The sequence below is a fragment of the Mycolicibacterium tusciae genome (assembly GCF_002086795.1).
Lineage (GTDB): Bacteria > Actinomycetota > Actinomycetes > Mycobacteriales > Mycobacteriaceae > Mycobacterium > Mycobacterium tusciae.
Window position 1 is genome coordinate 98,773 of record NZ_MVIM01000018.1, and the last position, 12,815, is coordinate 111,587.

Here is a 12,815-nt window from a genome sequence, read left to right on the forward strand (position 1 = left end):
GTAAGCTCAGGTGGCATGACAACGTCGTCAACATTCGCCATCGTGGGCGGCGGCCTCGCCGGAGCAAAGGCCGCAGAAGCATTGCGTGACAAGGATTTCGACGGGCACATCGTGCTTTTCGCCGCAGAGGAGCACCTGCCCTACGAACGTCCCCCGCTGTCGAAGGAATTTCTCCTTGGCAAAAAGCAGTTCGGCGAATTCACCGCCGCGTCGTCGGCGTGGTACCGCGACCACCACGTCGAGCTGCAACTCGGCACCGAGGTGTCCGCGCTCGACCCCGATGGCCACACCGTGTCCCTGCCCGACGGCACCACCGTGGGCTACGACAAGCTTCTGCTGGCCACCGGGTCCACTCCCCGGCGGCCGCCCATTCCAGGCGCCGACGCCGAGGGCGTGCTCTACTTACGCACTATCGACGATGCCCAGGCACTGAACTCCGTTCTGGCAGAGGGTACTTCGCTGGCGATCATCGGTGCGGGATGGATCGGCCTCGAAGTCGCCGCAGGTGCCCGCGATCGGGGCGCAGCTGTCACGGTCGTCGAAACCGCAGAGGTGCCGTTGATGGGCGCCCTCGGCCGCGAGGCCGGCGAAGTATTCGCCACCATGCACCGCGACCACGGCGTGGATCTGCGACTCGGCACCACGGTCGGCGAAATCACCACCGCCGGCGGCAGGGCGACGGGGCTCAAGCTGGGCGACGGTTCCACCGGCGCCGCCGATGCCGTTCTGGTCGCGGTCGGCGCGACCGCCAACATCGGGCTTGCCGAGCAGGCGGGCCTGGCCACCGGCAACGGCGGCGTTCTCGTGGATGCCGCTTTGCGCACCAGCAATCCGGACATCTTCGCCGTCGGCGATATCGCTGCCGCCGAGCATCCGGTGTTCGGTACTCGCATCCGCACCGAACATTGGGCGAACGCGCTCAAACAACCCGCCGTCGCGGCCGCGGGCATGCTCGGAAAGCCGCAGGAGTACGCCGAACTGCCCTATTTCTTCACCGACCAGTACGACCTGGGGATGGAATACGTGGGGCATGCACCCGACTACGATCGGGTGCTGTTCCGCGGCGACGTGGCAGGCCGCGAGTTCACGGCGTACTGGCTCGATGACGCGAACCGGGTGCTCGCGGGGATGAACGTCAACATCTGGGAAGGGCTCGATGACATCAAATCGCTGGTCCGGTCGCGGGAACCGGTCGACCCGGGAAAGCTTGTCGGCGCGTAGGTGAACGTACGCACACTTTCGGTGGCGCTGGCGGCCGTGGCGACGCTGGCCGCGGGGTGCTCGGGAGGCACCGTTACCGACACCGACGAATCACCCACCGCGACGCCTGCGGGCACGCCATCACCATCGACCCCACCGCCGAGCAACGCGCACTTGGCGAATGCTTTCGATTACGTCGCCTACCCACCCGCCGGAACGAGCTATTACTTCACCTCCCCCAGCGGAAACTGGGCGTGCGCCATCATTCCGCGGGACAAGGTGGGCTGTCAGTCCGCCGCGAACTGGCCGTCCGCCATGGGCATCACCGGCGCACCGGACTCGGTGCCCGGCACTGACGGCGACACCACGACACCGAACGCACTTGTCATTCCACGCGACGGCGACGCACAGTTCGTTGCGCTGGAAGAGCCGGAATTCGCGCTCGATCCCGGACCCGCGAAAGTCCTGCCGTTCAACAGAATCCTGGCCGCAGCCGGATTCCGCTGCAACGTACAGGAGGCGGCGGGTGTCTCATGTCTGAGCGAGTTCAGCGAAAAGGGCTTCACGTTCTCCGCTGACGGATTCGTGCCGCAGTACACCGACGTGCCCGTGGAGGCTCCGTAACCTCACACCAGCGTCGCGGTGCCGTCCTGGTTGACCTGAACCTTGGCCCCGGCGATGTCCTCTCGGACCGTCACGTCGACATCCTCGGGGATCACGGCGAGCGCACGCGCATCCTCGGGTGTGCGCACAGCGAGGAAGGCCTTCTCCGGCGATCCATCTCGATCGAACGGAGTCGTCCACGATTCGACGGTGCCCACCCCCGACCATTCGACGACGGCCTCGCGGGTGGGTTCGCGGTCGACGGCCTCTTGTACGTCTTCCCAACGGAATTCGTGGGTCGGCGGCTCCGTCCCGTACACGCCGAAGCTGTGTTTGGTGAGGTAGCCGCCGTTGGCGGTGATGAGGCCGCGCTGGCCGGGGTTGGCGACCAGGCGTTCGGCCATGGTGGCGATCGAATGCGTCACGTAGTTGTTCCACGGGCCGCCCGCGAAAGTGAGCCCGCCCGTCACGGTCAGGGGCCGGGACGAGTCACCGCTCGGCAGGCCGAGTTCGTTCGCCGCCACCTGCACCGCGGACGGGAAGCATGAGTAGAGGTCGATCAGCGCCATGTCGTCGATGCCGGCACCGGCCAGCTCCAGCGCGCGGTTGCCCGCGATCCGGATGGCCGGTGACGTGTGGAACTCGGCGCGATTGCTGATCGCATAGGTGTCGTGGGCGTCGGTACCCGCGTACGGGAAAACCCAACGGTCGCGCGGGATCTGCAGGTGGGTGGCCTTCTCGACCGACGTCAGCACCAGCGCCGCACCTTGATCCACCATGTTGTTCGAGTTCATCAGTTTGGTGTAGGGCCAGCTGACCATCCGGTTGCTCGGACTGGGTTCGGCGATGTCGTCGGCCGACAGCGCCTCCCGGCTCCACGCATACGGATTCGTCGCGGCCACCGCGCTGAACTGCGACCAGAGTTCGCCGATGCGGCGCCGGTGCTCGTCGGAGGATTCACCCGCCGCGATGCGCAGCGCCTGCTCGAACATCGGATAGACATAGGCGGGCCGGTCCAGCTTGATCCGCAGGTCCGAGGGGCCGGCGAGCTCGATGCCTTCGTCGGAACCTTCGGCGATCGGCACGGAGTCGTCCTGGCTCGTCCAGTTTAGCTTGTGCCCGGCCTTGCGGACTCGGGAACGGGTGCGCCACGTCTCGGCCCCCGCGATCAGCACGACCTCCGAGCGCCCGGCCTGAATGTCCAGGCACGCCTTGTTGACCAGTGTCTGCGGTACGTTGCCGCCGATGCCGGTGTACCGCGTCGCGGCACCCTCGGCCCGAATACGCTGTGCCAGTAGCCGTCCCGGATCGCGGTAGCGCCAGGACAGTAGGTTGACCACGCGCACGGCGTCGACGGCCTCCAGCACGCGTGGGTCGGCGGCGGCGCGGGCGGCCGCCTCCATCAGGTCGACGGGTTCGACGTCGGGGTTTTCGTCGTGCTGGTTGACCTGGCCAAAGCCGATCAACACCGGCGTCCGCGGATCCATCATGGGCTCCCTTGTCGAGTGAAAAGCACGCCGTCGGCGATGAGCCGATCGGTGTCCTCGGCGCTCAATCCGAGCACCTCCTGGCAGATCTGGCGGGTCTGCTCCCCGGGCATCGGGGCGGGCCGGAGTTCTGCGGTGGGAATGCCGGTGTACGGCGCGGGTCCCGTCTCGCTGAGCATCGGTGCATCGAACAAGGGATGCGCCATCTCGACGTAGAGCCGCCGGAACGCCACCTGGGGATCGGTGGGTATGTCCACCGCCCGGTTCATCGGTGCCGCGGGAATGCCTGCGGCTTGCAGGATCTCGGCGACATCCGCCTTGTCCTGGGCATGCGTCCACTCCGACACCGCAGCGATGAATGTGGCCCGCTCGTCGGGAAGGTCACGGCCGATGACCGTCGAGAGCACCGCACGGTCGGCCTGCGACCGAACAGAGATGACACACCATTCGTCGTCGCCCTCGCACGGATAGACGCCATGGATTGCGTGGTCCTCGGTCACCGGTACCCCGGCCGCACGTGCCGCCTCGGCGACGTATGCGGTGGCAAGCTGATTGACGGCCGCTTCGGCCTGCGGAATATGCACGTGCGCACCGGTTCCGGAGTGCTCGCGGCGAATCAAGGCGGCCAGCGCCGCGACCGCGGTGAGCCTGGCGGCGACATGGTCGGGGAAGACGGTGGTGGCGTCATAGAAGCTGTCGGGTTCGGCGTCTTGGGAGGTCCACAGCCAGGTGACACCTGTCGCCGCACGCACCAGCGGGCCGTAGCCCATCCGGTCGCTCCAGGGACCGGTCGCCCCGTACGCACTGCTTTCCGCCAGTACGATGCGTGGATTGATGGCTCGCAGCTGTTCGTACGAAAAGCCCAGCGACTCAAGAGTTCCGGGCTTGAAGTTGGCGAAGACGGCGTCCGATTCCGCAACGAGACGGCGGAAGAGTTCGGCCCCTTCGGGATGCCGAAGGTCGAGCCCGAGACTCTGTTCGTTCCGGTGCGTCAACGCCCACGACCGGCTCATCGTCATCCCCGGCGCCGTCTGCCGAAGACCGTCGGGATAGGCGGCGCTTTCAACCTTGATCACCTCGGCGCCCAGGTCGGCGAAAAGCCGGCCCAGCTCGCCGCCCGCGACGATCACCCCGAGGTCCAGTATGCGCAGGCCGTCGAACGGGCGGCGCACGTCGTCGTCGCGAGCCTCGACAGTGAAGGGGCCTGCCGCCCAATCGGGATCGTCGGCCCCCGCCGTGGGCGCGGGGCGCGCAACCCCGGCGTGGCGGCCGTCGACGACAACGGGGCCCACGGGAACCGTCACCCTCACGCCATCGGAGATCGCGAGATCGGTCAACGCCCCCACGGCGCGAAAATGCTCCGAAGTCAGGGTTTCAGCCGCGGTGAGGACCGCGGCCACCGGCACTCCCCGTGCCTGTCCACCGGCAACCAGCGTGTCCATCGTCTGCGACGCGAACAGTTCGGCGATCGCGGCGTTGAGTTCGCGCGAAGCGGCGTAGCGGGCGGCGATGGTGTCGAACTTCGGATCGGCGAACTGCTCGGGTTCGCCGAGCCAGCCGCGCATTCCGCGCCATTGGCGCGCCGACAGCAGGCAGATGCGAACGTGGCCGTCCTTGCACGCGAAGATCGGGTAGATGTGCTGATTGCGCGGTCGGCCCCGCCACAGCTCACCGGCGGACTTGAGGCCGACGGCAGCCTGGCCCTCCGATCCGAACGGCGGATCGAGCGACTGCAGCACCCCCTCGAACCGCGAGAAGTCGATGTAATCGCCTCTGCCGTCGCGCAATCGGCGGTAGAAGGCGGCCAGCGCTGACCAGGCAGCCTGCACCGCGGCCGTCCCCGACGCCACGCCCTCGGGCGGCAACACCGGCCTGCCGGTCGTCGGTCCTGTCCGTGACAGAGCGGTCGACATCGCATACAGCACGGCATCGGTCGCCTGCCGCGAACTGTAAGGACCGGTGGCGCCGAAGTCGGTGATCGACAACGTCACCAGGTGCCCGAACTGTTCGGCCAGCGCGGCAGCAGATGTTCCGAACGCCGCCGCTGTTCCCGTGTTTCCGCTGTCCACGACGATGTCGGCGGTACCGGCCAACGCGACAAGCCGCCTCCGACCGTCGGCGCTGTCCGGGTCGAGCACCGCGCTGCGCTTGTTCGCGTTGTTTATCGCGAACGCGATGCTTTCGCCTGCGATGGCGGGCAACGCGCGACGAGCCGCGGTTCCGTCGCCAAGTTCGATCTTCAAGACGTCAGCGCCCAGGTCCGCAAACAGCCGGCCGACCCCATCGGAAGACGCTCCGCCCAAATCCAGCACACGCACTGACGCGAGCAATCCACCGCTCATCGGGCCAGCAGCCGTTCGACCCAGTCGAGATGGGAGTCGGTGGTGGTGGCGACATAGATCAGGTCGACGAAGACGTCGGGATAACCGTTGTCGGCCAGCACATTCACGGCCTCGGCCACCGACTCCGCGGCCGTGTCCTCGGCGACGTTGATCCGGACACAGGCGTGGATCGCCGACGGGTCACGTCCGGCGGCGCGGGCCGCGTCGTCGATCTTTTTCCGCTGCCAGGCCAGCATGTCGAGGTTCACCCCGCCCGGCACTTGGACCACCGCCATCCAGCCGTCGGCACGCGCACCCACGCGCTTGAGCCCGGCCGACCCGAACGCACCCAGGTAGATCGGGGGTCGCGGCCGTTGTACCGGTTTGAGGTTCACCCACGATGCCGGGATGGACCAGCGTTCCCCTTGGTGGGCAACGGGACTGGTTGTCCACAGTTGCTCCAGCGCGTCCAGCAGCTCGTCGAGTTGCGCACCGCGACGGCGAAACGGTGCACCTGCGGCCTGGTACTCCTCGGGTGACCAGCCGATGCCGAAGCCGGGCATCAGGCGTCCGCCGCTGACCACGTCCAGACTGGTGAGTTGCCGGGCCAGCTGCACCGGCGGGTACCACGGGGCCACGAACACGCTGGCCCCCAGGCGGGCTCGGGTCGTCGCCGTCGCGGCCACCGCCAACGCGATGAACGGGTCGATACCGGTGCGGAACTGCCCGGGGATGGTGTCCTTACCCGCGTATCCGACGGTCGGTTGCACCGCGGCCAGCAGCCGGTCCCCTACCCAGAGGCTGTCGGCGCCGAGTTCCTCGGCCGTCGAGGCGAAGCGGGCCAGCTCAGCGTAGGCCGCATCTCCGAATTGCGGCACCGCGAATCCCAGCACGACCGACAGGGTAATGCGTGCATTCGCGACTACTCGTTGTCGCCTCCGGTCGACGAGGTCGCGTCGAGGTTCGACTGCCCCGCCAGCCCGCGCGCATCGGGCCACACCCAGTCGCGCACCTCGGGCAGATCATCGCCGTGCTCACGGGTGTATTCGCGGGCGGTGATGCGCATGTCGACCATGCGCTGCCGCAGCGTCGCACACCGCGACTGCAGGGACGGCACGCGGTCGATCACGTCCATCACCAGGTGGAACCGATCGAGGTCGTTGAGCATGACCATGTCGAAGGGGGTGGTGGTTGTCCCCTCTTCCTTGTAACCCCGCACATGCACGTTGTTGGCGCCGTCACGCCGATAGATGAGCCGGTGGATCAGCCACGGATAACCGTGATAGGCGAAGATCACCGGCTTGTCCGGGGTGAAGATCCCGTCGAATGCGCGGTTGGACAGACCATGCGGGTGCTCGGTGTCGTCCTGCAGGCGCATCAGGTCGACGACGTTGACGAAGCGCACTTTCAGGTCCGGCAGGTGTTGTCTGAGAATGTCGACCGCCGCGAGACCCTCGAGCGTCGGCACGTCGCCGGCGGTCGCGATCACGACGTCAGGGTCCGTGCCGAGTTCTTCGGTGCCCGCCCATTCCCAGATGCCCAGTCCTCTGGTGCAGTGCGCGATCGCCTCGTCCATGGTGAGGAAGTTGGGGTGCGGCTGCTTGCCCGCCACCACCACGTTCACATACTGCCGGGACCGCAGGCAGTGGTCGTAGGTGGACAGCAGGGTGTTCGCATCCGGCGGCAGGTACACCCTGACGATCTCGGCTTTCTTGTTGACCACGTGGTCGATGAAGCCGGGGTCCTGATGGCTGAAGCCGTTGTGGTCCTGCCGCCAAACATGGCTCGAGAGAAGGTAATTCAGGCTCGCGATGGGCCGGCGCCAGGGTATGTGGTTGGTGACCTTGAGCCACTTCGCGTGCTGGTTGACCATCGAGTCGACGATGTGGATGAAGGCTTCGTAGCAGTTGAACAGACCGTGTCGGCCGGTCAGCAGATATCCCTCGAGCCAGCCCTGGCACTGGTGTTCGGACAACATCTCGACGACGCGTCCGGCCCGGGCGAGATGCTCGTCCACCTCCGGGCCGACGAAGTCGGCGTTCCACTGTTTGGCGGTCGTATCGAATACGGCCTGCAGACGATTCGACGCGGTCTCGTCGGGGCCGAATATCCGGAAGTTGTCGGGGTTCAGCCGAATCACTTCCGTCAGCCACTCACCGAGCACCTTGGTCGCTTCGGCGATGGTCGCACCCGGGGCCGGCACGTCCACGCCGAACTTCCGGAAGTCAGGAAGTCGCAGATCCTTCAACAACATTCCACCGTTGGCGTGTGGATTGTCACTCATTCGCAGCGTGCCTGCCGGTGCGAGTTCGGCGATGGCGGAATGGAGTTTGCCGTCCTCGTCGAACAACTCATCGGGCCGGTACGAGCCCAACCAGTCGGCGAGCACCTGCAGATGCTCGGGGGTGTCGCGGGCGCTGGCCAACGGAACCTGGTGTGCGCGCCAGGATCCCGTGGTCTTCTTTCCGTCGATGTAGTCGGGTCCCGTCCACCCCTTGGGTGTGCGGAAGACGATCATCGGCCACGCCGGCCGCCGCTCGTCACGCTGAGAAGCCGTGGCCTTGATGTCCGAGATCTCGTTGAGCACCTCGTCGAGCAACGACGCGAATCGCCGGTGAACGTCGGCGATGTCGTCGTCCTCGGTCGCCTCGAAGAAGTACGGGTGGTGCCCGTAGCCGACCATCAGGCTACGGAGTTCGTCCTGAGATATCCGGTCCAGAACCGTCGGATTCGCGATCTTGTACCCGTTGAGATGCAGGATCGGCAGCACCACACCGTCTTTGGCGGGGTTGACGAACTTGTTCGAATGCCAACTCGTCGCCAGGGCCCCAGTCTCGGCCTCGCCGTCCCCGACGACAGCCGCGACCAGCAGGTCCGGGTTGTCGAACGCCGCGCCGTAGGCGTGCGAAAGCGCATACCCGAGTTCCCCGCCCTCGTGGATCGAGCCCGGCGTTTCAGGTGCGACGTGCGACGGGATGCCGCCAGGGAAGGAGAACTGTCGGAACAACCGCCGAATGCCCTCGGTGTCCCGGGTGATATCTGAGTACACCTCCGAGTAGGTGCCATCGAGGTAGGCGTTGGCGACCAGTCCGGGGCCGCCGTGACCGGGCCCGGTGACGTACAGGGTCGACTGCTCGCGCTCCTTGATGACCCTGTTGAGATGCGCGTACAAGAAGTTCAGACCCGGCGTGGTCCCCCAGTGGCCGAGCAGACGGGGTTTGACGTCGTCGCGGGACAGCGGTGTTTTCAGCAGCGGGTTGGCCAGCAGATAGATCTGGCCTACGGACAGGTAGTTGGCAGCACGCCACCAACCGTCGATTTGGGCGAGCGTCTCGTCGCTCAGCGAGTGCAGTTCAGCGGAATGCCAATTGTGCGCCAGCGTGGTCATTGCACGGTCCTCCTGTGGCGTCGCGGTCGGTTTCCAATACCCATCAAACGCCTGCAAATCACGGTGTGCCCGACGAGCGAGACTTGTTCACCGACCCGCTACCCACACTCCCACGCTGATGTCTTGCATAGTCAGGGGTCTTGCTGTCTCAGCAGGCACTCAGCGAACACCGGTAGAATCGCCCATCGTGTCCGATCAAGCCGTGGTAGCCGAGCAGCCGCACCCGCTGATCGAACAATTGTCGGCAATTCATCATTTCCGGATCTACGCGGACATCGCCGTGGTGGTCGTGGTGCTCGCACTGACCAACCTGATAGCGCACTTCACCACCCCGTGGGCCAGCATCGCGACGGTGCCGGCGGCCGCCGTCGGACTGCTGCTACTCGTGCGGTCCCGCGGTCTGGGCTGGACCGAGCTGGGCCTGGGCAGGGAACACTGGAAAACAGGTGCGGGTTATGCCCTGGCCGCGGTCGCGCTGGTGCTCTCGGTGATCGCGATCGGCGCACTCCTGCCGTGGACGCGGCCGATGTTCATGAACAACAACTACGCGACGATCTCCGGCGCGTTGATCGCATCGATGATCATCATTCCGCTCCAGACGGTAATCCCCGAGGAGCTGGCATTTCGCGGCGTACTGCACGGCGCACTGGACCGCGCCTGGGGCTGGCGCGGCGTCGCGGCGGCCGGCTCGCTGCTCTTCGGCCTGTGGCACATCGCGACCTCATTCGGTTTGACCAGCAGCAACGTTGGCTTCACGCGCCTGTTCGGCGGCGGCGTGCTGGGTACGGTCGCCGGCGTGGTTCTCGCGGTGGCGGCGACCGCCTTCGCCGGTTTCGTGTTCACCTGGCTGCGTCGGCGCAGTGGAAGCCTGATCGCGCCGATCGCCCTGCACTGGTCGCTCAACGGTTTGGGCGCGCTCGCCGCCGCCCTGGTGTGGCATCTGTCGACCTGACTGACGCCTCGCTGGTCAGCGATTCACCTTTCTGCGCCGTGCCCTGAACTCGCGGTTCTTGAGCTTGTTGCCGCACGCGGACATCTCGCACCAGGTGCCGCCGTGGTTGCGGGATCTGTCGTAGAACGCCCACCGGCATTCGTCGTTCGCGCAGACCTTCAGGCGTGCCCAACTGCCGTCGAGTTGTGCGTCGCGGATGATCAACACCAAAGCGACCAGGCGCTCGGCCACGGAATCGCCGACGGCCGTGAGTCGTACCAGCCCGTCGGCATCGAACTCAGCGCGCGCGGCGCCACCGGCGGCCACCGCACGAAGTGGCGCAAGGTCCGCTTCGGTCGGCGAGGGCCCACCGCCGTTACGCATCACCAGGGCGCGCAGCGCCTCACGGACATCGCGCAGCAGCTGCAGATCCGCGTCATCGAGGGCAGCGTCGGATGCCATCAGCTCGTTGTCGATCAACCACGGCCGGGCATCGTCGATATCGGCGAGGCGGTCTGGCCCCGAAGGCAGCTCAACGGTGTTGACCAGCGCCTGAACCCGGAGCAGCGGTCCGGGCGCCGGCTTGGACTCCACGTCGGCGAGCCACCGCGTCGGATCGGCAACCACGATGCCAGAGTAAGCCTGCATGACCGGTATATCAACTTGACCGGTCATGCATGACCGTTGTAACGTGTTAGACGGTCACAACGAAAGCGAATGCCGCAATCCGGCAAAGAGGTGGATATCCATGGCTGACAACAAGATTCCAGCCGAAATCCTTTCCAGTTCCTCCGACGTCCGCCCCGCCACAGGCGCCGAGGCGCTCCCACGGCCGTCGCTGCGGTCACGGCTGACTGCTCGACTGAGGGCCGACCGGTACGACCGGCTCCTTGCCGTCGGTGTGCCCGCACCCGAGGGCAGCGCCCTCGCGGCGCATGAGGCGCGTTTGACGTCGACCGCCGAGCGAGAGGCAATCGCACGGTCGCTGCGTGCGACGGTCGCCGATGCCCGCGGCCGCGGTCTCCTGCTCTCGTCCCGGGTGCCCCTGCACGTGCCCAACATCGCCGCGGCCGAAGACGTGATCGACGCGATCACACTGCGATTGCATTCACCGCGGCCGGTGAGCGCGCGCGGAATGGCGCGGTTGCGCCAGATCCTGGGCGACGGGGCGGGGCCGCTCTATCGCTACGGGCGCGGCGATCTGCGGGGTCGGCTCGGCGCTGCCCTCGCCGCGCTCTAAACCACCAATACCGCGGCGCCCGAAATATGGCCCGCGCCCAGATCGGCAAGCGCATCGGCGGCCTTGTCCAGGGGGTACTGCGGTGTCGTCACCTCGAGGTGTTGACGGCCGGCGAACGCAAGGAATTCGCGGGCGTCGGCGCGGGTGTTCGAGGCCACCGACCGCAACTGCCGCTCCTGGAAAAGATGGCGCTGATAGTTCAGCGCAGGAATGTCGGACAGGTGAATGCCGGCGACGGCCAGCGTGCCGCCGCGATCGAGCGCCTCGAGAGCCGGCAACACCAGATCACCCACCGGCGCAAAGAGAATCGCGGAGTCCAGCGCTACCGGCGGAGGGTCGGCGGCACCCTGTACGGACGCGGCGCCCAGTGCCAATGCCAATTCCTTCGCCTTCTCGCCGCGGGTCATCACATGCACCTCGGCGCCCTGTGCGAGCGCCACCTGCGCGGTCAGGTGTGCGCTTCCACCGAAGCCGTATATGCCCAGCCTCCCGCCTTCGGGCAGTTCGGCGCGCAGCAGTGCGCGATAGCCGATGATGCCCGCGCACAGCAGCGGCGCCAGTTCGGCATCGGAATATCGATCTGGGAGCGGGTGGGCGTAAGCGGCTGGGACAGTGGTTAATTCGGCGTATCCCCCGTCGGCGTCCCATCCCGTGTAGCGAGACTCCGGGCATAGGTTTTCGTCACCGCTCTTACAGAATTTGCATCGGCCACACGTGTGCCGCAGCCACGCGATGCCGACCCGATCACCGACCGCGAACTCGCCGCCATCTGTTTCCGGACCGACTTCGACGACTTCGGCGACGACCTCGTGGCCCGGGATCACCCCGGCGCGATGCACAGGCAGGTCGCCCTCGGTGATGTGAAGATCGGTGCGGCACACGCCACATGCACGCACGGCGACGAGGAGCTCGCCCGGCGCAGGCCGTGGCACGTCGGCGGTGACTTTCTGCAACGGTCGACTGCTCATCGGGCCCGGCCGCTGAACTCGCCATGCCTTCATCGTTGGGGTGCCCATCACCCCATGGTGACGCTACGTCTTTTTCTGCACCAGACCGACGAGCCACAGCAGGATGACCGATCCGAGGATCGCGGTGAAGAAGGTGAACCACCAACCACCCTCTGCGGTGTCGAACCAGAAGCTCAGGAGGAAGCCGCCGATCAAGGCGCCGATGACACCGACGATGATGTTCATCAGAATGCCGGATCCGCGGCCCTTCACGATCTTTCCGGCGATCCAGCCCGCAAGCGCGCCGATGATGATGTAGCCGATCCAGCCGACGCTGGTCAGCGTCGTCGACCGTTCTGCGAGGAACTCAGTAGCCGCAATGATGTCCATCAGGATCTCCCGCCTATCGCTGGCCGTGGCTCAGCGCAACCGCCGGGCCAACTCGAGATATACCGCACGTGGGTAACGATTCGACGGCCACCGCGGTCAAGATCAGCAGACGTCAAATGGGCGTACCGAAGCCGCGGAGTGTCAGATTCCAGCGCACAACGACACGAAGGGAATAGGAGCGCAGATTCCCACCGAGAAGTACGGCGTCGGATCGCCGTTCCAGGCCGGCGGTGGTGGTGGCGGCGGAGGAGGCGGCGGCGGGCGCGGCGGAAGTGGAGACGCCATGCAGCAGTTCGACGGTGGCTCGA

Annotated in this window: 12 protein-coding genes; 4 read left to right on the top strand and 8 right to left on the bottom strand. The window is 66.4% G+C overall.

Features of this window, described 5'->3' with window-relative positions; translation table 11 throughout:
• Positions 1-15 precede the first annotated feature (15 nt).
• The gene (locus BST47_RS25345) at positions 16-1,221 is read left to right on the top strand and encodes an NAD(P)/FAD-dependent oxidoreductase (RefSeq protein WP_083128432.1); all 1,206 of its coding nucleotides are present in this window, start codon (positions 16-18) and stop codon (positions 1,219-1,221) included.
• On the top strand, positions 1,222-1,824 hold the full coding sequence (locus tag BST47_RS25350) for a hypothetical protein (protein ID WP_083128433.1): 603 nt from the start codon (positions 1,222-1,224) through the stop codon (positions 1,822-1,824). It abuts the gene before it with no gap.
• Positions 1,825-1,826: 2 nt separating this feature from the next.
• Here the strand turns inward: BST47_RS25350 and BST47_RS25355 are convergent, their stop codons facing one another.
• The 4 genes from BST47_RS25355 to BST47_RS25370 are packed head-to-tail and all read right to left on the bottom strand — an operon-like array spanning position 1,827 to position 8,999.
• Positions 1,827-3,290, bottom strand: coding sequence for an acetyl-CoA acetyltransferase (locus tag BST47_RS25355; protein WP_107529088.1), 1,464 nt, complete (start codon positions 3,288-3,290; stop codon positions 1,827-1,829).
• Positions 3,290-5,632 (bottom strand): CaiB/BaiF CoA-transferase family protein, encoded by a 2,343-nt coding sequence (locus BST47_RS25360; RefSeq protein WP_083128435.1) that lies wholly within the window; start codon positions 5,630-5,632, stop codon positions 3,290-3,292. The genes BST47_RS25355 and BST47_RS25360 overlap by 1 nt, the downstream gene beginning before the upstream one ends.
• A complete protein-coding gene (locus BST47_RS25365) occupies positions 5,629-6,504 on the bottom strand; it encodes a TIGR03619 family F420-dependent LLM class oxidoreductase (RefSeq protein ID WP_083128436.1) in 876 nt (291 codons plus the stop codon). The genes BST47_RS25360 and BST47_RS25365 overlap by 4 nt, the downstream gene beginning before the upstream one ends.
• A gap of 29 nt (positions 6,505-6,533) precedes the next feature.
• Complete coding sequence (locus BST47_RS25370) at positions 6,534-8,999, bottom strand: phosphoketolase family protein (protein ID WP_083128437.1); 2,466 nt, start codon at positions 8,997-8,999, stop codon at positions 6,534-6,536.
• A gap of 187 nt (positions 9,000-9,186) precedes the next feature.
• Between BST47_RS25370 and BST47_RS25375 the strand changes: the two genes are divergently transcribed.
• Entirely contained in the window at positions 9,187-9,951 is a 765-nt protein-coding gene (locus BST47_RS25375; protein WP_083128438.1) for a CPBP family intramembrane glutamic endopeptidase, read from the top strand.
• Between the two features lie 15 nt (positions 9,952-9,966).
• On the opposite strand, the gene BST47_RS25380 is transcribed toward BST47_RS25375, so the two are convergent.
• Positions 9,967-10,578: a CGNR zinc finger domain-containing protein gene (locus BST47_RS25380; RefSeq protein ID WP_083128459.1), complete on the bottom strand. Its 612-nt coding sequence runs from the start codon at positions 10,576-10,578 to the stop codon at positions 9,967-9,969.
• 100 nt (positions 10,579-10,678) lie between these two features.
• On the opposite strand from BST47_RS25380, the gene BST47_RS25385 reads away from it, so the two are divergent.
• The gene (locus tag BST47_RS25385) at positions 10,679-11,170 is read left to right on the top strand and encodes a hypothetical protein (RefSeq protein WP_083128439.1); all 492 of its coding nucleotides are present in this window, start codon (positions 10,679-10,681) and stop codon (positions 11,168-11,170) included.
• Here the strand turns inward: BST47_RS25385 and BST47_RS25390 are convergent.
• From BST47_RS25390 to BST47_RS30935, 3 genes are all read right to left on the bottom strand, one after another.
• The gene (locus BST47_RS25390; RefSeq protein ID WP_083128460.1) at positions 11,167-12,186 is read right to left on the bottom strand and encodes a zinc-binding alcohol dehydrogenase family protein; all 1,020 of its coding nucleotides are present in this window, start codon (positions 12,184-12,186) and stop codon (positions 11,167-11,169) included. The two genes, BST47_RS25385 and BST47_RS25390, sit on opposite strands and share 4 nt — an antisense overlap.
• A 15-nt stretch (positions 12,187-12,201) precedes the next feature.
• Positions 12,202-12,507, bottom strand: coding sequence for a GlsB/YeaQ/YmgE family stress response membrane protein (locus tag BST47_RS25395; protein WP_083128440.1), 306 nt, complete (start codon positions 12,505-12,507; stop codon positions 12,202-12,204).
• 112 nt (positions 12,508-12,619) lie between these two features.
• A partial coding sequence (locus BST47_RS30935; protein WP_207568697.1) for a hypothetical protein occupies positions 12,620-12,815 on the bottom strand: 196 nt, incomplete at its 5' end.